This is a genomic window from Actinomyces sp. SKVG-SVH-4(1), from assembly GCF_048514265.1.
Classification (GTDB): Bacteria; Actinomycetota; Actinomycetes; order Actinomycetales; family Actinomycetaceae; genus Actinomyces; species Actinomyces oris.
In genome coordinates this window covers 278,950-298,450 of record NZ_JBGEVE010000002.1, presented here as the reverse complement: position 1 = coordinate 298,450, position 19,501 = coordinate 278,950, and the positions used below count along the sequence as shown (strand labels likewise).

General features: G+C 67.9%; 19 protein-coding genes and 1 tRNA gene. 17 read left to right on the top strand and 3 right to left on the bottom strand.

Going from position 1 to position 19,501, the window contains the following annotated elements; all coding sequences use genetic code 11:
• The first annotated feature begins 11 nt into the window (after positions 1–11).
• The 15 genes from AB7V09_RS03235 to pyk all read left to right on the top strand — a co-directional run bounded on the left by AB7V09_RS03235 (position 12) and on the right by pyk (position 14,559).
• The gene (locus AB7V09_RS03235) at positions 12–1,112 is read left to right on the top strand and encodes a tRNA (adenine-N1)-methyltransferase (protein WP_419142908.1); all 1,101 of its coding nucleotides are present in this window, start codon (positions 12–14) and stop codon (positions 1,110–1,112) included.
• Complete coding sequence (gene arc, locus AB7V09_RS03230; protein WP_419142907.1) at positions 1,105–2,808, top strand: proteasome ATPase; 1,704 nt, start codon at positions 1,105–1,107, stop codon at positions 2,806–2,808. Before AB7V09_RS03235 ends, arc begins: the two co-directional genes overlap by 8 nt.
• Positions 2,805–4,484, top strand: a complete 1,680-nt coding sequence (locus AB7V09_RS03225) for a proteasome accessory factor PafA2 family protein (protein WP_419142906.1) — start codon at positions 2,805–2,807, stop codon at positions 4,482–4,484. Before arc ends, AB7V09_RS03225 begins: the two co-directional genes overlap by 4 nt.
• Before the next feature lie 59 nt (positions 4,485–4,543).
• A complete protein-coding gene (locus tag AB7V09_RS03220) occupies positions 4,544–4,756 on the top strand; it encodes a ubiquitin-like protein Pup (protein ID WP_419142905.1) in 213 nt (70 codons plus the stop codon).
• A 2-nt stretch (positions 4,757–4,758) separates the two neighbouring features.
• Positions 4,759–6,198 carry a Pup--protein ligase gene (gene pafA, locus AB7V09_RS03215; RefSeq protein ID WP_419142904.1) on the top strand — a complete coding sequence of 480 codons (1,440 nt, stop codon included), beginning with the start codon at positions 4,759–4,761 and terminating at the stop codon, positions 6,196–6,198.
• Between the two features lie 413 nt (positions 6,199–6,611).
• Complete coding sequence (locus AB7V09_RS03210; protein ID WP_419142903.1) at positions 6,612–7,709, top strand: hypothetical protein; 1,098 nt, start codon at positions 6,612–6,614, stop codon at positions 7,707–7,709.
• Positions 7,706–8,476 carry an imidazole glycerol phosphate synthase subunit HisF gene (hisF, locus tag AB7V09_RS03205; protein ID WP_419142902.1) on the top strand — a complete coding sequence of 257 codons (771 nt, stop codon included), beginning with the start codon at positions 7,706–7,708 and terminating at the stop codon, positions 8,474–8,476. Before AB7V09_RS03210 ends, hisF begins: the two co-directional genes overlap by 4 nt.
• A gap of 94 nt (positions 8,477–8,570) precedes the next feature.
• Positions 8,571–8,867 carry a DUF4190 domain-containing protein gene (locus AB7V09_RS03200; protein ID WP_419142901.1) on the top strand — a complete coding sequence of 99 codons (297 nt, stop codon included), beginning with the start codon at positions 8,571–8,573 and terminating at the stop codon, positions 8,865–8,867.
• Between the two features lie 147 nt (positions 8,868–9,014).
• Complete coding sequence (locus tag AB7V09_RS03195; RefSeq protein WP_419142900.1) at positions 9,015–9,350, top strand: DUF4190 domain-containing protein; 336 nt, start codon at positions 9,015–9,017, stop codon at positions 9,348–9,350.
• A 191-nt stretch (positions 9,351–9,541) separates the two neighbouring features.
• A complete protein-coding gene (locus AB7V09_RS03190; RefSeq protein WP_279013232.1) occupies positions 9,542–10,129 on the top strand; it encodes a DUF4190 domain-containing protein in 588 nt (195 codons plus the stop codon).
• Between the two features lie 98 nt (positions 10,130–10,227).
• Positions 10,228–10,617 carry a DUF2752 domain-containing protein gene (locus AB7V09_RS03185; protein ID WP_419142899.1) on the top strand — a complete coding sequence of 130 codons (390 nt, stop codon included), beginning with the start codon at positions 10,228–10,230 and terminating at the stop codon, positions 10,615–10,617.
• A 27-nt stretch (positions 10,618–10,644) separates the two neighbouring features.
• Positions 10,645–11,007, top strand: coding sequence for a phosphoribosyl-AMP cyclohydrolase (gene hisI / locus AB7V09_RS03180; protein ID WP_178388699.1), 363 nt, complete (start codon positions 10,645–10,647; stop codon positions 11,005–11,007).
• A 115-nt stretch (positions 11,008–11,122) separates the two neighbouring features.
• Positions 11,123–11,947, top strand: coding sequence for an indole-3-glycerol phosphate synthase TrpC (locus AB7V09_RS03175; RefSeq protein ID WP_075374122.1), 825 nt, complete (start codon positions 11,123–11,125; stop codon positions 11,945–11,947).
• 45 nt (positions 11,948–11,992) lie between these two features.
• Positions 11,993–13,006, top strand: coding sequence for a prolipoprotein diacylglyceryl transferase (lgt, locus tag AB7V09_RS03170; RefSeq protein ID WP_419142898.1), 1,014 nt, complete (start codon positions 11,993–11,995; stop codon positions 13,004–13,006).
• A 122-nt stretch (positions 13,007–13,128) separates the two neighbouring features.
• On the top strand, positions 13,129–14,559 hold the full coding sequence (gene pyk / locus AB7V09_RS03165; RefSeq protein ID WP_009405774.1) for a pyruvate kinase: 1,431 nt from the start codon (positions 13,129–13,131) through the stop codon (positions 14,557–14,559).
• Positions 14,560–14,706: 147 nt separating this feature from the next.
• Here the strand turns inward: pyk and AB7V09_RS03160 are convergent, their stop codons facing one another.
• Together AB7V09_RS03160 and AB7V09_RS03155 are read right to left on the bottom strand one after the other, a co-directional pair.
• Positions 14,707–15,105, bottom strand: coding sequence for a cytidine deaminase family protein (locus tag AB7V09_RS03160; protein WP_256694832.1), 399 nt, complete (start codon positions 15,103–15,105; stop codon positions 14,707–14,709).
• A gap of 53 nt (positions 15,106–15,158) precedes the next feature.
• Positions 15,159–15,235, bottom strand: a tRNA-Leu gene (locus AB7V09_RS03155).
• 54 nt (positions 15,236–15,289) lie between these two features.
• On the opposite strand from AB7V09_RS03155, the gene AB7V09_RS03150 reads away from it, so the two are divergent.
• Positions 15,290–15,898: an ANTAR domain-containing response regulator gene (locus AB7V09_RS03150; RefSeq protein ID WP_070511473.1), complete on the top strand. Its 609-nt coding sequence runs from the start codon at positions 15,290–15,292 to the stop codon at positions 15,896–15,898.
• A gap of 33 nt (positions 15,899–15,931) precedes the next feature.
• Here the strand turns inward: AB7V09_RS03150 and AB7V09_RS03145 are convergent, their stop codons facing one another.
• Positions 15,932–16,570 carry a PaaI family thioesterase gene (locus tag AB7V09_RS03145; protein ID WP_271287871.1) on the bottom strand — a complete coding sequence of 213 codons (639 nt, stop codon included), beginning with the start codon at positions 16,568–16,570 and terminating at the stop codon, positions 15,932–15,934.
• Positions 16,571–16,587: 17 nt separating this feature from the next.
• On the opposite strand from AB7V09_RS03145, the gene polA reads away from it, so the two are divergent.
• Positions 16,588–19,428: a DNA polymerase I gene (polA, locus tag AB7V09_RS03140; protein WP_419142897.1), complete on the top strand. Its 2,841-nt coding sequence runs from the start codon at positions 16,588–16,590 to the stop codon at positions 19,426–19,428.
• Positions 19,429–19,501: the final 73 nt, after the last annotated feature.

The window sequence follows — 19,501 nt, the reverse complement described above, 5'->3', positions numbered from 1 at the left end:
CACTCGCCCTGATGAGCGAGCAGACTGAGCACACCGAGCACGCGGCGATCTCACTTGAGGAGCCGTACCAGCGCCCCGCCCCCCAGGAGAACCTGGGACAGGCCGGTCGCCGTGGCCCCTTCCGCTACGGTGAACGCATCCAGGTCACCGACACCAAGGGCCGCAAGAACACCTTCCTGCTCGACCCCCACGGCTACTTCCAGTCCGTGCGCGGCTCCTTCCGCCACCGTGACGTCGTCGGCCTGGACGAGGGCAGCGTCATCGAGACCGACACCGGCCACGAGCTGCTCCTGCTGCGTCCGCTCCTGGCCGACTACGTGCTCTCCATGCCCCGCGGCGCCCAGGTGGTCTACCCCAAGGACTCCGGTCAGGTCATCGCCCTGGGGGACATCTTCCCCGGCGCCCGTGTCCTGGAGGCCGGCGTCGGCTCGGGGGCCCTCACCATGAACCTGCTCTCCGCCATCGGGGAGGGCGGACACCTGCTGTCCATCGAGCGCCGTGAGGACTTCGCCCAGATCGCCGCCTCCAACGTCGACGCCTGGTTCGGCCGCCACCATCCCGCCTGGGAGCTGCGCACCGGGGACTTCGCCGACGTCGTTGCCGCCCGGGTGGAACCCGGCAGCATCGACCGGGTGGTCCTGGACATGCTCGCCCCCTGGGAGAACGTCGAGGCCGCCTCCCAAGCCCTGGCCCCGGGCGGGCTCTTCCTGGCCTACGTGGCCACCGTCACCCAGCTCTCCCGCACCGTGGAGGCCCTGCGTCACAGCGGTCTCTTCACCGAGCCCGAGTCCTGGGAGTCCATGGTGCGCACCTGGAACGTCGACGGACTCGCCGTGCGCCCCGACCACCGCATGGTGGCGCACACCGGCTTCCTGCTGACCGCTCGTCGCCTGGCCGCAGGTTCCCGGCCCTTGACCCGCAAGCGCCCGCCCGCCCGCGGCGCCTACGACGAGGGCGGCTACTGGCTGCCCGACGACGTCAAGGAGCGCACCAGTACGGACAAGAAGGTCCGCCGCGTTCTGCGAGACTGCCGGGCCAAGCAGCCCTCCGACGCCACACCCGTTCTCAGCGGGAGCGCGGATGACAGCCAGGACGGCGCTGAGGATGTCTGAGACGTCTGCGGCCGACGCCGCCACATCCCAGCCGCTGGGGATGCCGGCCACGGACTTCACCAGCCACCAGCTGCGTGAGGCCCGCGCCCAGGCCGTCAGCCTCGCGGCCAAGAACGAGCGCCTGGTGGCCGCTCTGGGCACCGCCCGCGAGCGCATCGCCGAGCTCGGCCAGCAGCTCGATGCTGTCACCCACCCCCCGGTCACCCTGGGACTGCTCACCGGCCTTCCCCGCACGAGGGGCGCCGCAGGTGACACTGACGATGCCGTCGATGCCGCCCAGCCCCGTGAGGTCGCCGTGAGCCTGTCCGGCCGCCAGATGCTCCTGCACGTCCACCCCGGCGTCGATGACACCGAGCTGCAGGTCGGGCGGCTCGTGGCCGTCAACGACCAGATGCTCGTTGTCGCCACCCTCCCCGAGCCCTGCACCGGTGAGGCCGTCACTCTTGAGGAGAGGCTCGATGACGCCCGCGTCCTGGTGACCACCGGCGGGGGAAGCGCCCGAATCCTCACCCTGTCCTCGGCTCTTGGCCGCATCGCCGGGACCGGTGAGGGGCTCAGGCCCGGTGACACCCTGGCCGCCGACCTGCGCGCCGACGTCGCCACGACCCTCATCGAGCGCACCAGCGTCGAGCAGCTGGTCGTCGCCGAGACACCCGACGTCTCCTGGTCGGACATCGGCGGCCTGGGACCGCAGATCGAGCAGATCCGCGATGCCCTCGAGCTGCCCTTCACCCACCCCGAGCTGTTCCACGCCTACGGCCTGCGGGCCCCCAAGGGGCTGCTGCTCTACGGCCCGCCCGGCTGCGGCAAGACCCTCATCGCCAAGGCCGTGGCCACCTCCCTGGCCGGCTCTCCCAGCGTCTCCGGCGTCACAGGGCGCCCGCCCGCGTTCCTCAACATCAAGGGTCCTGAGCTTCTGAGCAAGTTCGTCGGCGAGACCGAGCGCCAGATCCGCGCCATCTTCGACCAGGCCCGCAAGGCCGCCGCCGAGGACCGGCCGGTGGTCATCTTCTTCGATGAGATGGAGGCCCTCTTCCGCACCCGTGGCACCGGCGTGTCCTCCGACGTCGAGACCATGATCGTGCCCCAGGTCCTGGCGGAGATCGACGGCGTGGAGTCCCTGCGCAACGTCGTCATCATCGGGGCCTCCAACCGTGAGGACATGATCGATCCCGCCATTCTGCGTCCCGGGCGCCTGGACGTGAAGATCCGTATCAATCGGCCGGATGCGGCCGCTGCCGAGGAGATTCTCGCCCGGCACCTCACTGCGGACCTGCCCCTGGCCCCGGCCGAGCTCACGGCCCACGGCGGAGACCGTGAGGCCACCGCGGCCTCCTTGCGCCGAGTTGTCATCGAGGCCCTCTACGCCCGCAACGACGCCACCGCCGTCCTGGAGATCACCGAGGCCCACGCGGTCAGTGGCACCTCCACCCGCGTCCTTCACCTGGCCGACCTCACCAGCGGCGCCATGCTGGCCGCCATCGTCTCGCGCGCCAAGACCGCCTCCATCAAGGACGAGCTCGCCGGGGGAGCGGGCGGGCTGAGTGCAGCCAGGCTCCGCTCGGCCGTCGAGACCGAGGCGCGGCAGAACGAGGAGATCACCGGCGCCACCACCCCCGAGGGGTGGGCCCGGCTCATTGGCACCCGCACCTCGCAGATCCTCAGCGTGCGCAGACTCGGCAAGGAGAGCACATGAACGATGTCGGCTTTCAGCCCGGTCCGGTGACGCGACCCGTCGGTCTGGAGACCGAGTTCGGGGTCCTGCGGCCGGGCGACGCCTACGCCAACCCCGTGGTCCTGTCCACCCGCGTGGTGGAGGCCTACTGCGCCGGCGCCGGCGTGCCCACCGTGCGGTGGGACTACGAGGGCGAGGATCCCCTGGCCGACCTGCGCGGCGGCAGGCTCCGGCGCTCGGCCGCCCACCCCAGCCAGCTCACCGACGACCCCGCTCGCCCAGCGCCCTCGGGCGACGCGCCATCGGCCGATGTGGGGGAGACGGCTGACCCTCCGCCGGCCCCCTGGGGGTCGCGCGCCCGCCCCAGCGCCGCCGAGGCGGCGCTGCCCCGGGCCACCACTGCGGTCCTGGTCAACGGCGCCCGCTTCTACGTCGACCACGCCCACCCTGAGTACTCCTCACCCGAGGTCCTCACACCCCGCGACGCCCTGATCTGGGACCGCGCCGGTGAGGTGGTCGCCCGGCGCGCCATGACGGCCCTGGACGACGAGGGCGATCGGGATGGGACACCGGCGGAGATCGTCCTGTACAAGAACAATGTGGATGGCAAGGGTGCGGCCTATGGCTCCCACGAGAACTACCTCGTGCGGCGTGATGTGCCCTTCGAGGAGCTGGCCGCGGTCCTCACCCCCTTCCTCGTCACCCGGCCCGTCATCGCCGGTGCCGGCCGGGTCGGGATCGGGCAGCGCAGTGAGCGCCCCGGATTCCAGATCAGCCAGCGCGCCGACTACGTCGAGTCCGAGATCGGCCTGCAGACCACCTTCAACCGCCCCATCATCAACACCCGCGATGAGCCGCACGCTGACAGCGCCCGCTGGCGCCGCCTTCACGTCATCAATGGTGACGCCAACCGCTTCGACGTTCCCATCTACCTCAAGGTCGCCACCACCGACCTGCTCCTGTGGTTCCTGGAGCAGGCGTACACCGAGGGCTCCGGCCGGTTCACGGAGGCTCTGGCCAGGCTCAAGGACCTGGCCATCATCGGCGACCCCGTGGGGGAGCACTGGGCGCTCTCCCACGACCCCTCCCTGTCGCACGAGCTGCGAACCCAGGCCGGGGCCATGACCGCCCTGGAGGTTCAGCGCGCCTTCCTCGACGCCGTCAGCCCTGCCGTCACCCGTGTGGAGGACGCTCAGGCCCATCGCGCCCTGGCCCTGTGGAGGCAGGTCCTCGACGCCCTGGAGCAGTGGCGCCGCGACGGATCCGGGCCGGCCGCCCAGATGGTGGAGTGGGTCGCCAAGTACGAGCTCTGTGAGGGACTGCGCCGCAGGTCGGGAACCGGCTGGGACGATCCCCGCCTGGCCGCTCTCGACATCCAATGGGCCGACCTGCGACCGGGACGATCCGTCGTCGACAAGCTCGACGCCGCCGGCAGAATCCACCGGCTGGTCACTGACGCGGAGATCCAGCGTGCGGCCGACACGCCTCCCGAGGGCACGCGCGCCGCCGTCCGGGGAACCGCCATCCGCCGTCACCGGCAGATCGTGGGGGCCTCCTGGACCTGCCTCCTCCTCGACGTGCCGGGCACCCCCGCCCTGGCGCGTCTGCGCCTGCCCGACGACGTGGTCGTCGACCCCGATGAGACGGCGACCATCCTGGAGGAAATTGGTCGCCGGGCAGAACCTGAGAGACACTGAGCCTCACAGTGCGCTCACCAGCGGTGCACCGCTGAGCAGGACGAGTGAAGGAGCAACGCATGACGCCGCAGCACGCCAGTCAGTCCCACGGGCAGGTCCGTCGCGATGGCGTCGAGACCACCTCAGCGGACACTGAGCAGCAGATCAGTGCCGGGAAGTTGTCGGCCGGGCAGACCAGTGAGGTCGACAGCATCCTCGATGAGATCGACTCGGTCATTGAGACCAACGCCGCGGCCTTCGTCCAGGGCTTCGTCCAGAAGGGCGGCCAGTGAGCATGAGCGGCTCACGGCCCTTGGCGCGGCGCATCATCGGGGTGGAGACCGAGTACGGCATCACCTGCGCCCCCACCACCGACGGCCCTCCTCCCATGGACGCCGACCACGCCGCTCGTGAGCTCTTCGAGCCCGTGGTCCAGCGCTCGCGCTCCTCGAACGTCTTCACTCGCGGGGGTGCTCGCCTCTACCTGGATGTGGGCTCCCACCCCGAGTTCGCCACCGCCGAGTGCGATCGCCTTGAAGACGTGCTCGCACAGGACCGCGCCGGTGAGCTCGTCATGGCCGATCTGGCCGAGCAGGCCAATGCGCGCCTGGCCGCAACGGGTGTTCCCGGGCGGATCCACCTGTTGAAGAACAACCGTGATGCCGAGGGCAACGGCTTCGGGTGCCACGAGAACTACCTCGTGCGCCGTCGTGGAGACTTCTGGAACGACGCGCGCACTCTCGTACCCCACCTGGTGACCCGGCAGATCCTCGTCGGCGCCGGCCACATCGCCGCAGATGGGGACAATCGGCGCGCCGCCGACGGGCTGAGGGGCTACGTCTTCTCCCAGCGGGCCGACCAGATGTGGGACGCCGTCTCTTCAGCCACGACCCGCGCCAGGCCGCTCATCAACACCCGGGACGAACCGCATGCCGATGCCGAGCGCTACCGGCGCATGCACGTCATCGTCGGGGACTCCAACATCGCTCAGGGCTCCACCCTGCTCAAGGTGGCGGCCATGGACCTGCTCCTGGACTACCTGGAGCACGGGGGAGAGCTCGGCGACCTGGCCCTGGCCGACCCCATGAAGGCCATCCGCGACACCTGCCACGACATGAGTGGAGGGGTACTCCTGGAACGGTCGGACGGGCGGACCATCACGCCGTTGGAGATGCAGGCAGAGCACCTCGGGCGTCTGCGCGACCACGTCGCGCAGGGCATCGAGATCACTGCTCTCCACGAAGCCGCACTGGACCTGTGGGAACGAGGGCTCCAGGCCCTGCGCCTGCAGCAGCCCGAGCTCGTGGACAAGGAGCTGGACTGGGCGGTCAAGCACCGGCTGCTGACCCGCTACTGCCAGCGGCACGACACCGATCTGACCGATCCCCGGGTGAGTCGCTTGGCCCTGGCCTATCACGACGTCTCTCCCGGTGGGGGACTGCGGCAGCGTCTGGAGGGCGCCGGCCTCCTGCGCCGATTCGTTGACGATGAGACCTGCCGCCGGGCGGTGGACACCCCGCCCGCGACCACGCGTGCACGCCTGCGGGGCGCGGTTGTCGCCAAGGCCGAGGACCTGCGCTGCGACGTGAGTGTCGACTGGGTGGGCATTCGACTCGACGACGGCGTCTGCTCACCTGTTACCCTGAGTGATCCCTTCTGCGCCGTGGACGAGCGCATCGATGCACTCCTGGAGAGCATGGAGCGTTCGGCAACCGATCCTCCCATCGGGGTGTGAACGGTGAGGCTCACGGCACTGGCAGGGCGACTGACGGAAGACGCAACATGAGTACTACCCCCTCCCCGGATCCCGAAGCGGGCATGCCCCTGACGCGGCGTCAGCGCCGTGCGCTCGAACGTGCTCAGCAGGCCCAGCGGGAGGCTGCGATCGGAGACCTGCCGGCACCTTCCCAGCCCGCTGTCCAGGCACGCCCGGCCGATACCGCCTCCCGCAGTGACCGACCCACAACCGGCACATCGGCGCCTCTCACAGTGCCGCAACCGCAGCCACAGCCGCAGTCCCGGCCTCAGTTCGAGCCTCACGTGCCGGGCAGCAGCCACGATCCTCGCAGCGAGTACATGCCGGCCGCACGAGCCGATCGACGCGATCGACGTGATCTCCCACATGGGACCGGGCACCGGCAGGACGAGGTGCTCGCCGAGGCCCGGGAGCCGGAACCGACGCCGCGTCCACGGACCCTGGGCGGCCCGCTGGGGCGTATGCCGCGGGGGCCCCTGGCGGTCGGCCTGATCGGTGTCGTCGTCCTTGCCATGATCCTGGTGCCGCTGGCTGTCAACAAGCTCGTCTCCGGAAGGAACGGAACGGGCGCCAGCACCGCGGCTCAGTCGACCGTGCTGGATGGCAACGCCCCCCTCAGCCAGCTGCTGACGGTCAGCGGGCGGGTCGGATCGGGGGTGGCCCCCTCCGTCGAGCTGAACGGCGACGCCTCCTTGTCAGCCCCCGGCTCGGTGCTGACCGACGTCGTCCAGACCGGGCAGGGGCGCGCTGTCTCCGCGGGGACGCCTGTGATCCTGCAGGTCTCTCAGTTCTCCGGTCTCAACGGGCGCAACACGACGGGTAACGAGGCGGGGTACAAGCTCTGGCAGGGTCTGCTCGGTCCCGAGGTGGGTGACTACATCAACGCGGCGGTCTCCGGCCAGCGCGAAGGCGCCCGCGTCGTTCTTCGCGAGCCGGCTGAGGAGGAGGACGGCTCCAGGACGACGAAGATCACTGTCGTCGACCTCCTGCCCACTACGGCAACGGGGGAGGCGAAGCAGCCGGCGGAAGGCACCCCCACCGTGACTGAGGGACCGGACGGCTCCATCACCGTCAGCAGCGCCGGACTTCCTGCACCGACTCGAGCCTCCACGGAGATCCTCATCAAGGGCACCGGCCCCCAGATCGGTTCCCAGGATCGGCTTATTGCTCGTACCACGATGGTCAGCTGGGCCTCGGGACAACCCCTCGACAAATCGACCTTCGGGCACCAGGAGCCGCCCAAGCAGCTCGACATGAGCAATGCGCTGGTGGGAGTCTCCCAGAACCTGGTTGACATCACGGTCGGCTCCCGGGTGGTCCTCTCGCTGCCCGCTGAGCAGGCGCAGGGGAAGGAACCAGTCGTCGTGGTGATCGACGTCCTGGCCAAGGACCCTGCTCAGCCTTCCGGAGCGTCCGGGGGTCGTGCGGGCAGTGAGTCGAGCGCCATTCCCGGCTCCTCCTTCGGCCCAACATCCAAGGAGCATTCATGAGCGTTGCCATCCGCATCATTCCCTGCCTGGACGTCAAGGACGGTCGGGTCGTCAAAGGTGTCAACTTCCAGGGCCTCAAGGACGCCGGAGACCCCGTGGAGCTGGCCTCCCGCTACTGCGCTCAGGGGGCCGATGAGATCACCTTCCTCGATGTCTCGGCCTCCCATGAGGGGCGTTCCACCATGTTGGACGTGGTCCGCCGTACTGCCGAACAGGTCTTCGTGCCCCTGACCGTCGGCGGGGGAGTGCGCTCAGTCGATGACGTGGACCAGCTGCTGCGGGCAGGGGCGGACAAAGTCGGTATCAACACCGCGGCCATCAACCGTCCCGAGCTGCTGACGGAGGTGGCGCGGCGTTTCGGCAACCAGGTGGTCGTCCTGTCCGTGGATGCGCGTCGGTGCCCCTCCGGCATCTCGACGGCCTCCGGCTTCGAGGTCACGACGCACGGAGGACGGACCTCCACCGGTGTCGATGCCGTCGCCTGGGCAGTGAGAGGAGCCGAGCTCGGCGCCGGGGAGATTCTCCTGAACTCCATGGATGCCGACGGGGTCACTCAAGGATTCGACACCGAGATGATCGACGCCGTTCGTCGACGGGTCCAGGTGCCACTCATCGCCTCCGGCGGCGCTGGACGCCCACAAGACTTCGTCACGGCAGCCGACCATGGTGCCGACGGTGTTCTGGCAGCCTCAGTGTTCCACTACGGAGTGATGACCATCGCTGAGGCCAAGAATGCTCTGCGAGATGCGGACCACCCGGTGCGTTAAAAAGTATGGGAGACTGACTGCGGTTGCGGTGCCGGCGTGGTGCCCCGCACCGACACCCTGATAGCGCCCGTGTGGCCGAGCCCAAGGAGAGTGCGTGAGCCACTTCTATTACAATGAGCCCAGTTACTCAAGTGGTGGGAATGGCTGGAGGAACCCAGACAGCGAGAAGAACTACTTGGGGAACTGGTCTCTTGGGCTGGGGATCGCAAGTATTTTCTGCTGCGGAATCATTTTTGGGGTCATCGCGATCGTTTTAGGGCTGCAGGCCCAGGCAGCGGCAGATCGAGGTGAGGCCACTAATCGGGGTGCGGGAACTGCTGGAATTGTCATAGGGGTCATTGGCTTCTGTGCTACCCTGATTTATCTATTCGTCAGGATGGGGGGTAGGTAAGGGACTTGGGTTCAGGTCGGGCGACAGAGCTGGGTCGGGTTGCTGCTGTAAAGCGGTTCGATTTGCGTGCAGCGTGAGGTCTGTTATACTTCAGCAACATACTGTCACTGTCAACATCACCGACCCCTATCTACATGGAGAGATGCTATGAGCAACATGGGCCCGTACCCCGACGGTCAGTACAATCAGCAGCCCGGAGGATATGTCCCTGGTGGATTCGGTCCTCGTCCTGATGAGAAGAACTCGCTGGGGGTCTGGTCCCTCTGCCTGGGGATCGTCAGCTTCTTCTGCTGTGGTCTCATCACTGGTATCCCTGCGATCATTGTGGGGTATCTGGGTATTCAGGCGGCCAACGAGGGGCGCGCCACCAACAAGGGCATGTCCATTGCCGGCATTGTGCTGTCGGTGGTTGGCACCGTGTTGGCGATCGTGCTCTACTTTACTGGTGTGACCGCGCAGCTCACGAGCGGATTCCAGTCCTAGGTCCTCGTCTGTCGTCTTCGCTCCGCTGCGCGTGGGCTCCACTGGTTCCCTGCACAGCGGAGCGAAGGCGTACGGGGGCGGGATCGGCCGGGCTGATGGGGTGTTCTCCCCCTTGAGGTGAGGTCGTCCTCGGGGTGTGATGTGGATGCCCGCATGGGCCGTGTCCTGAGTGTCGCTTTCGAGAAGGAATAATGAGTGAGTTGAATCCTTACCCGGCGGATCCTTATCGTCAAGGGGTCGCCGGCACCCCTTATCCTTCTGACTCCGATGTTGCCGTCCAGTCCGCTTCGGGCGTGTCGTCGGCCCAGAACGGTTACTACAGTGCGGATGATCTTGGCGATCAGTCGCGCCCCTTCCCGGCTGTATCGGGAGGCCAGATGGTCCCTTATCCGGGGGGTGGTCAGCAACCGTACAGCCAGGCCTACGGGCAGCCCTACAGTCAGCAGTACCCTTATCCGTCCCCTTCTTATGGCCCGTATCCGCCATATGGTCAGGGCGTGTACTGGGGGGCGTTTTACGATCCACGTCGGCATGAGGCCAACGCCCTCGGTGGGTGGGCGCTCGGGCTCGGTATTGCGAGCATCTTTGGCAACTGCGCGTCCCTCGGTATGATCTTGGGCATTCCGGCGATCGTCGTCGGAGTCCTAGGAATGCGCGCCGCCAAAGAAGGGCGTGCCTCGAACAAGGGACTGTCCATAGCCGGAGTGGTGACAGGGGCCATTGGCACTGTCATCAGCGCTCTCTACCTTATTCTGTTCTTGGTGATGTTGTCTCAATGAACTGTATGTCTGAAGACTGCTGCACGAATACCTCGACGAGACTCGAGCGCTCCGATGGGCGCGCGGGACACGGAAGACGGATCGGACTGGGCCTTCTGATGGTTCTGCCCTCCCTTCCCGGTGGTCTCATCGTGCTGCGCGCACTGACTCTGCCCCGCAGCGCTCCGGGGCTTCCCGACCTCTGCCCGCTTCACCGCACCACAGGGCTGTGGTGTCCGCTGTGCGGAGGCACTCGTGCTACTCGTGAGCTCATGCACGGCGACCTGTGGGCCGCCCTGGGGTACAACCCCTTCGCGCTCGCACTGGAGGCGGTGGTCGTTCTTCTGGTGGCGCGCTGGTTGCTCGCATGGCTCCGAGGCCAGCGGCGGCCGCTCGTCACCGGTAGGGAGGGGATCCTTCTCGGGGTGGCGCTGGCCGTTTTCGCGGTGGTGCGCAACCTGCCAGGCATGTGGGTCTACTTCGGCCCTCTGCTCGGTCCTCCGGGCTGAGCAGCACCCGGCGTGCATAATGCGGTTGTGACTCTCGATTCCCAGATCTCTGCGCGCCTGAAGCGCAACGCGGACGGCCTGGTCTGCGCCGTCGTCCAGCAGCACGACTCACGTGAGGTCCTCATGGTGGGGTGGATGGACGATGAGGCGCTTCGGCGCACCCTGGAAGAGGGACGAGTGACCTTCTGGTCGCGGTCGCGGCGTGAGTACTGGCGCAAGGGTGATACGTCCGGACACGCGCAGTACGTCAAGTCCGTTCATCTGGACTGCGACGGCGACGCCCTCCTGATCGAGGTCGATCAGGTCGGAGCCGCCTGCCACACCGGTGAGCGCACCTGCTTCCTGGCCGGCGGTGATCTGGAAGCGCACGTGGGATCGCGACCCAGCTGACCGCTCCGCGGCCAGTACGGTTTGGCGATTTGCAACAGACGGCCTCGGGCCGTCACGATGGATACGAACAGGCGCCCCACCGGAGCGCCGGCAGGTGAGATCGGGGAGGTGTGCGATGACCTCGTTCGAGGCGATGGTGGCTGAGGCCAAGGCGGCCGCCGACCGTCGTGCTTCGCTGGTTCCCCTGACCCGCCTCAAAGAGGCCTCCCGCCTGGTTCCCGGTGCTATCAGCGCCCTGTCCAGCCTGCGCACCGATGACCGGGCGGTCACGGTGATCGCCGAGGTGAAGCGCTCCACAGCCACGTTCGCGGATCTCAGCGGCGTCGGGGATCCGGGGATGCTGGCCTGCTTCTACGCCGCCGGCGGCGCCGCCTGCGTCTCAGTGGTCACCGGGCCGAGCGCTACGCGAGGCTCCCTCAAGGACCTGGACGCCGTCAGGGCCTCAGTGGATCTTCCCGTCCTCGCCAACGACCTGGTGGTCACGCCCTACCAGGTGCACGAGGCCCGGGCTCACGGCGCCGATCTGCTCATGCTCGATGCCCGCCTCGAGACCCTGGTGCTCGAGGGACTCATCGAGAGGGTCCACTCCCTGGGGATGGGCGCCGTCGTCGAGGTCCGTACCCGCCGTGAGGCGCTGACCGCGGTCGATGCGGGGGCCTGCATCGTGGCCATCGACACCCGCGATCCCGACACCCTGGCCGTCGACTGCAGCCTGTTCGATCAGGTCACTGACGTTCTGCCGACGCAGGTCGTACGGATTGCGGCCGGAGGAGTCAGAGGTCCGCACGATGTCATGAGCTTCGCGCGCTGCGGGGCCGATGTCGTCCTCGTCGGTGAGGCCATCATCCGCTCCACCGACCCCCAGCAGTTCGTTGCCGAGCTGGTCGCCGCCGGCGCCCACCCGGCACTGATCCCCTCCGCCCACCGAGAGGTTCTCTGAGTGCCTGTCGCCACCCTTTCCGCCATGATGTCAACGATGCCCGCGATGCCAACGTTGTCGGCGATGTCGTTCACGGCCGCGCTGAGAGCGGGCATACCGAGCCCTTCCTCGGCCGTGTGGTACCTCGGCCCCATCCCGGTGCGGGCCTATGCGTTGTGCATCCTCACCGGAGTCTTCGTGGCCGTGTGGTGGTCGGACCGGCGCTACCGGGCCCGGGGAGGCCGACCGGAGCTGGTCCTCGACGTCGCCATCGTGGCCGTGCCGGCTGGAATCGTGGGAGCTCGTCTCTACCACGTGGTCACCTCGCCCGACGACTACTTCGGCCCCAACGGCGACCTGGCCCGTATCCCACAGACATGGCAGGGGGGCCTGGGCATCTGGGGAGGTATCGCCGGCGGGGTCCTGGCCGGGGTGCTTCTTCTGCGCCATCGTGACCTGCGGGTGGCTCCGCTGGCCGATGCCGTCGCCCCGACGCTGCTGATCGCTCAGGCGATCGGTCGACTGGGGAACTGGTTCAACCAGGAGCTCTACGGCGCCCCGACGACGCTGCCCTGGGGACTGCGGATCGACGACGCCCACCTGCCGGCGGGCTCCACCTACCCGCCCGGCACCCTGTTTCATCCGACCTTCCTCTATGAGGCCCTGTGGAACCTGGCCGGAGCGGTCCTCCTGGTGTGGATCGGCAGAAGGATGGTCGCCCGCAGCGGGGTCACAGGCGGCAGGCTGCTGTGGATCTACCTCATGGTCTACACCGCAGGCCGGGTGTGGATTGAGATGCTGCGCATCGACGAGGCCGAGACGGTCCTCGGCCTGCGACTGAACGTGTGGACCTCCATCGTCATCTTCCTCGTCGGCGCCATTGGACTGTTCCTCTCCTCGCGACGCCCCTTGAGCGACGCCATCGACAGGCCGGGGCACAGGGCGAGGAAGGACGGATCAGCGGCCGATGAGGGCGACTCCGCCGAGGACATCGCCGCCGAGCATGACTCGTCTGAGGACGCCTCACCCGCAGAACCTGCTGCCGCGGAGTCGGCCCGCCCGGACCAGGCGGATTCGTAGCGACCGAATCGGGGACCCGCCCGCCACTCCGGCGGGAGACAAGTGGGTGAGGATGGTCGCAACCTGACGACTGACGAGATTCCTCCTCGTGCGCAGGGCCCGGTGTCCCGTATTCTGAACCCATGCGTAGAGCCAAGATCGTATGTACCCTCGGACCCGCTACCGACTCTCCCGAGCAGGTGCAAGCGCTCGTGGACGCCGGCATGAACGTCGCGCGCATCAACCGCTCCCACGGTCGCGCCGAGGACCAGGAGGAGGTCATCGGCCGTATCCGTGAGGCCGCCGACGCTTCCGGCCGCGCCGTCGCCATCCTCGTCGACCTCCAGGGCCCCAAGATCCGCCTGGGGCGGTTCGTGGACGACCAGAAGGTCATGCTCAACAAGGGCGACGAGTTCACCATCACCATTGACGACGTCCTGGGCACCGTCAAGCGCGCCTCCACCACCTTCAAAGGACTTCCCGGCGACTGCCGCCCCGGTGACCGGCTCCTCATCGACGACGGCAACGTCGCGGTGCGCGTCGTGGCCGTCACCGACACCGACGTCGTCACCAAGGTCGAGGTGCCCGGCTACGTCTCCAACAACAAGGGCATCAACCTGCCCGGCGTCGCCGTCTCCGTGCCGGCCCTCAGCGAGAAGGACCGTGAGGACCTGCGCTGGGCCCTCAAGATCGGTGCCGACCTCATCGCCCTGTCCTTCGTGCGCGACGCCGATGACATCAAGGACGTCCACGAGATCATGGACGAGGTCGGCGTGCGCATCCCGGTCATCGCCAAGATCGAGAAGCCCCAGGCGGTGGAGAACCTCTTCGACATCGTCTCCACCTTCGACGGCATCATGGTGGCCCGTGGCGACCTCGGTGTGGAAATGCCCCTGGAGGCCGTCCCGCTGGTGCAGAAGCGGGCCATCGAGCTGGCCCGCCGCCAGGCCAAGCCGGTCATCGTGGCCACCCAGGTCCTGGAGTCCATGATCCAGAACCCGCGTCCCACACGGGCCGAGGCCTCCGACTGCGCCAACGCCATTCTCGACGGCGCCGACGCCGTCATGCTCTCCGGTGAGACCTCCGTGGGCGCCTACCCCATCGAGGCCGTGCGCACCATGGCCAGCATCATCGAGAACGTCGAGGAGCACGGAGGGGAGCGCATCCCCGGCCTGGGCTCCTACCCGCAGACGCGAGGTGGGGCACTGACCCGCGCCGCTGCGGAGATGGGCGAGCACCTCGACGTCACCTACCTGGTGACCTTCACCCAGTCCGGTGACACCGCCCGGCGCCTGTCTCGTCTGCGCTCGCCGCTTCCGCTGCTGGCCTTCACCCCGCTGCGTGAGACGCGCAACCAGCTCGCCGTCTCCTGGGGCGTGCAGTGCTACGAGGTGCCCGAGGTCCAGCACACTGACGAGATGGTGGCCCAGGTCGATGAGATCCTTCAGGACAAGCATCTGGCCCAGCCCGGGGACACCGTCGTCATCGTGGCCGGAATGCCTCCGGGCACGCCCGGCTCGACCAACTCGATCCGTGTCCACACCGTCGGTGAGACGGGCGACTACAAGGTCTGAGCACCGGTTCTGATCCGTCGAGGGGTCTCCCACCTATCACCGGGAGGCCCCTCGATCCGGTTCAGGGCGACGGGTTCCGGCATCTGCTTCCCGCTGATGAATCGGTGGGGGCAGGACACCGCAGAGTGGAGCTCTGCGGTCACAGCCTCATCGCCGTAGCCACCACTGGGGAGTCAGATCGGCAAGAGTCATGGTCTTCCCGGCAGCGAAGTCGATCATCACCTCGATGTCCCCGAACCGGCTCGGCATCAGCTGCGTCATCATTTCTCGACATGCTCCACACGGCGGACCGGTACGGCCGTCGCGCATGATCGTCAGAACCCGTCGAATCGCATCCTCACCGTTGGTCATCATGTTGAGGATCGCGTTGCGCTCGGCACAGATTCCCAGGGTGCAGGCGGTATCCACGCAGACGCCCGTATAGATTCTTCCCGAGGACGACTCCACTGCAGCTGCGACACCGCCCGCCTCGATGTACGAGGACACGTGACGAGGACGCTGAACAGCTTTGGCCGCTTCGTACAGTGAGGCCCACGTGGTGCCCAAGGTGCTCTCCATCTGACTGGTCTGTCCTGAGGTGGGGCTGGGTAGGGACTTGTTGGTACCTCCGGTGGGACTCGAACCCACAACACTCCGATTTTGAGTCGGATGCCTCTGCCAATTGGGCTACGGAGGCACGCCGTCCGCTCTGCGGGGGCGCTAACAGCGAGATCATACTAGGATCACAGCCGTGAGCAATGAGTCCAGCACCACCAAGTCCCGCCGGGTGCTCGTCGCTGAGGACGAGACCCTCATCCGCCTTGACATCGTCGAGACTCTCACCGACGCCGGCTACGAGATCGTCGCGGAGGCCGCAGATGGTGAGGAGGCCGTCCGCCTGGCTGATGAGCATGATCCCGACCTGTGCGTTCTTGACGTCAAGATGCCGGTGACCGACGGCATCACCGCGGCGGAGAGGATTCTCGAGAAGCACAACTGCGCCGTCATCATGCTGACCGCCTTCTCCCAGACCGAGCTCGTCGAACGAGCCAGCGCCGCCGGCGCCATGGCCTACGTCGTCAAGCCCTTCACCCCGGCGGACCTCATCCCGGCACTTGAGATCGCCATGTCCCGGCACGAGGAGATCCTCTCCCTGGAGAGTGAGATTTCCGACCTCACCGAGCGCTTCGAGACCCGCAAGCGCGTCGACCGGGCCAAGGGGCTGCTCATGGAGCGCATGGGACTGAGCGAGCCGGAGGCCTTCCGCTGGCTGCAGAAGACCTCCATGAACCGGCGTCTGACCATGCGCGAGGTGGCCGACGCCGTCATCGAGCAGGTCGGTTCGGCCAAGAAGGACTAAGCACCCACTGATAGCCCAGGGCGGCGCAGCGCCTCAGGTGAACAGGCTGCGCAGCGTCCCGACGGCGATGGTCCGCTCATCGTCGTCAGTGACCGTCACCTGGTAGACCACGGTACGACGGCCGCGGTGCAGGGGAGTGGCGGTCGCCTTCACCCAGCCCTGGGACACGGAGCGCAGGTGGCTGACCGTCAGCTCCGCCCCGACCGGGACGGCATCGTCGGGCGCGCCCGCGCGCGCGGCCACGGAGGCAGCCGTCTCGATGAGCGCGGCGGTGGCACCGCCGTGCAGGATCCCGACGACCTGTCGGGCCCCGTCGACCGGCATCCGGACCTCGGTCCGATGAGCGTCGCGAGTCACCACCTCCATCCCGAGGGTCTCCATGAGCGTGCCCTCTTCACTGTCCTCCAGCACCGCGTGCAGTGCCGAGGAAGCGGAGACGGCAGAGCCCGCGGGACGCGGATCCGGGAACGGGCGCCTGGCAGGGTCCGGGAAGGCCACGGCTGAGGCGCTCGCTCCGGAGTAGGAGGCCGCAGTGACGCGGCCCACGGGGCCCAGCGGCCCGACGACCGCCGGCGAGCTGGGGGAGTCGGCGGAGACAGGAGAGGCCTGAGAGTCACTGGAGTCCCCTACGCTGGTGGGGGAGACGGGCGAGTCGGACTGTGGATGGCTCATGGGCCTAGGCTGGCACGGTGAGCACCACCGCGACCAGCCCTGCGACGAGTCCAACACCTCAGTCCCCCTCGGACCCGGTTCCCGAGCGGCTTCTTCTCATCGACGGACACTCAATGGCCTTCCGTGCCTTCTACGCCCTGCCCGTCGACAACTTCACCACGTCGACCGGTCAGTCCACCAACGCCGTCCACGGCTTCGTCTCCATGTTCCTGTCGCTGCTGGACAGCGAGCGGCCCACCCACGTGGCCGTCGCCTTCGACCTGCCGGGAGGCACCTTCCGCACCGAGGAGTACGCCGAGTACAAGGGAACCCGCGATGAGACACCGCAGCCCTTCCTCGGGCAGGTCGAGCTCATCCAGGAGGTCCTGGAGGCCATGGGCGTCACAGCGCTCACCGCTCCGGGCTACGAGGCCGACGACATCCTGGCCACCCTGGCGGCCTCCGCCCAGGCCGAGGGCATGGAGGTTCTCATCTGCTCGGGGGACCGCGACTCCTTCCAGACGGTCACCGAGCGGTGCACCGTGCTCTACCCGGTCAAGGGCGTGTCGACATTGCGCCGCATGACGCCTCAGGAGGTGGAGGAGCGCTACGGGGTGACGCCCGAGCGCTACCCGCACCTGGCCGCCCTGGTCGGCGAGACCAGTGACAACCTGCCCGGGGTTCCGGGCGTGGGCCCCAAGACCGCCGCCAAGTGGCTCAACCTCTATGACGGGCTCGACGGCGTCATCGCTCACGCGGACCAGATCAAGGGCAAGGCCGGACAGTCGCTGCGCGATCACCTCGACGACGTCGTGCGCAACCGCCGCCTCAACCGCCTGCTCACCGACCTGGACCTCGGAATCGAACCCCGCACCGACCTGCGCCTCACGGGTGCCGACCGCGCCGGCCTGGCGCGCGTGTTCGAGACCCTGGAGTTCCGCACCCTGCACCAGCGGGCGCTGCGCATCCTGAGCTTCACCGACACCTCCGACCACGCCGAGCCGAGTGAGGCAGACGAAGCCGGCGCACTGAACGCGCTGAGCGATCTGGAGATCGTCTCGCTGGGACACGATCTAGCCGCGGGGCGGCTGGCTGAATGGTTGAAGACCAGCCTGCCGGCGGATGACGACAACGGCACCCGCCTCCTGGGTGTGGATGTCGTCGGTGTCCTCAGGCCCGTGGAAGGCGATGCCGCGCTCGTGTCACTGTCCGACGGCTCTCGGGCGGTCGCCATCGACCTGACCGAGATCCTGCCCGAGGACGAAGCCGTCCTGGCCCGGCTCCTGGCCGACGTGGAGCGTCCCAAGCTCGTCGCCGACGCCAAGGGGAGCTGGCACGCGCTGAGCGCCCGGGGACTCACGCTCGACGGCGTCGTCGCAGACCCCTCGCTGGCCGGCTACCTGTGCCGTCCCGAACAGCGCAGCTACGACGTCGACACCCTCACCCAGCGCTGGCTCGGCATCGACCTGGCCGCAGTCAACGAGGGCGGTGCCGGGGGTGACGGCGGCTCCGGTGAGTCCCAGAGCGCATTCGACCTCGAGGCCCTCACCTCTCAGGAGGCCGTTGCCCCCTCCCACCTGGCCAGTGCACGCCGGGCCGCCGCCCTGCTCCCGCTCCAGGCCGTGCTCGATGAGCAGATGGCGGCTCGTGACGCCGCCGGACTGTTCACCGACCTGGAGATGCCCGTGGCCGCGACCCTGACCGTCATGGAGGACGCCGGCATCGCCGTCGACGACGCCGTGCTCCAAGCCCGCCAGACCGAGCTCGACGCCCGCGTGACTCACGCCGCCGAGGGCGCCTACGCCGCCGCCGGGCGAGAGCTCAACCTCTCCAGCCCCAAGCAGCTCCAGGCCGTCCTGTTCGACGAGCTGAAGATGCCCAAGACCCGCAAGACCAAGACCGGTTACACCACGGACGCCGACGCCTTGGCCGGGCTGTACGCCAAGACCTCGCACCCCTTCCTGGAGCACCTTCTTGAGCACCGCGACGCCATCAAGCTGCGGCAGACGGTTGAGGGACTGCGCAAGGCGATCCAGGCCGACGGGCGCATCCACACCACCTTCCAGCAGACCATCGCCGCCACGGGGCGCCTGTCCTCCACCGACCCCAACCTGCAGAACATCCCGGCACGTCACGAGGAGGGGATGCGCATCCGCGAGGCATTCACCGTCGGCGAGGGCTACGAGTGCCTCATGACCGCCGACTACTCCCAGATCGAGATGCGCATCATGGCGCACCTGTCCGCGGACCAAGCGCTGATCGAGGCCTTCCGCAGCGGGGAGGACCTGCACCGCTACGTCGCCGCCCTGGTCCACGGCATCGAGGTCGAGGACGTGACCGCCCAGCAGCGCAGCCACGTCAAGGCCATGAGCTATGGACTGGCCTACGGCCTGTCGACCTTCGGGCTGGCCCGTCAGCTCGGTATCGACAACGCTGAGGCAGCGGATCTGAGGAACGCCTACTTCGCCAGGTTCGGAAAGGTCCACGACTACCTGGAGTCCGTGGTGGAGCAGGCGCGCCGAGACGGATACACCGAGACGATGTTCGGACGGCGCCGCTACCTGCCCGACCTGACCAGCGACAACCGGCAGCGCCGTGAGATGGCTGAGCGGGCCGCCCTCAACGCCCCCATTCAGGGCAGCGCCGCCGATATCGTCAAGAAGGCCATGATCGATGTCGACAGCGCGCTGCGCGAGCAGGCCCTGACGAGCCGCATTCTTCTGCAGATCCACGACGAGCTCCTCATCGAGGTCGCGCCCGGAGAGGCCGAGGCTGTTGAGAGCCTCCTCAAGGAGCAGATGGGTGGGGCAGCAGAGCTCTCGGTCCCCCTGGACGTCGCCGTCGGACGAGGGCGGACCTGGCGTGAGGCCGCCCACTAAAGAGCCCTTCCGGGACCTCCGCTCATCGGCCGAAGAAGCCGGTGATATACGAATGAGATCGTCACGTCATCCT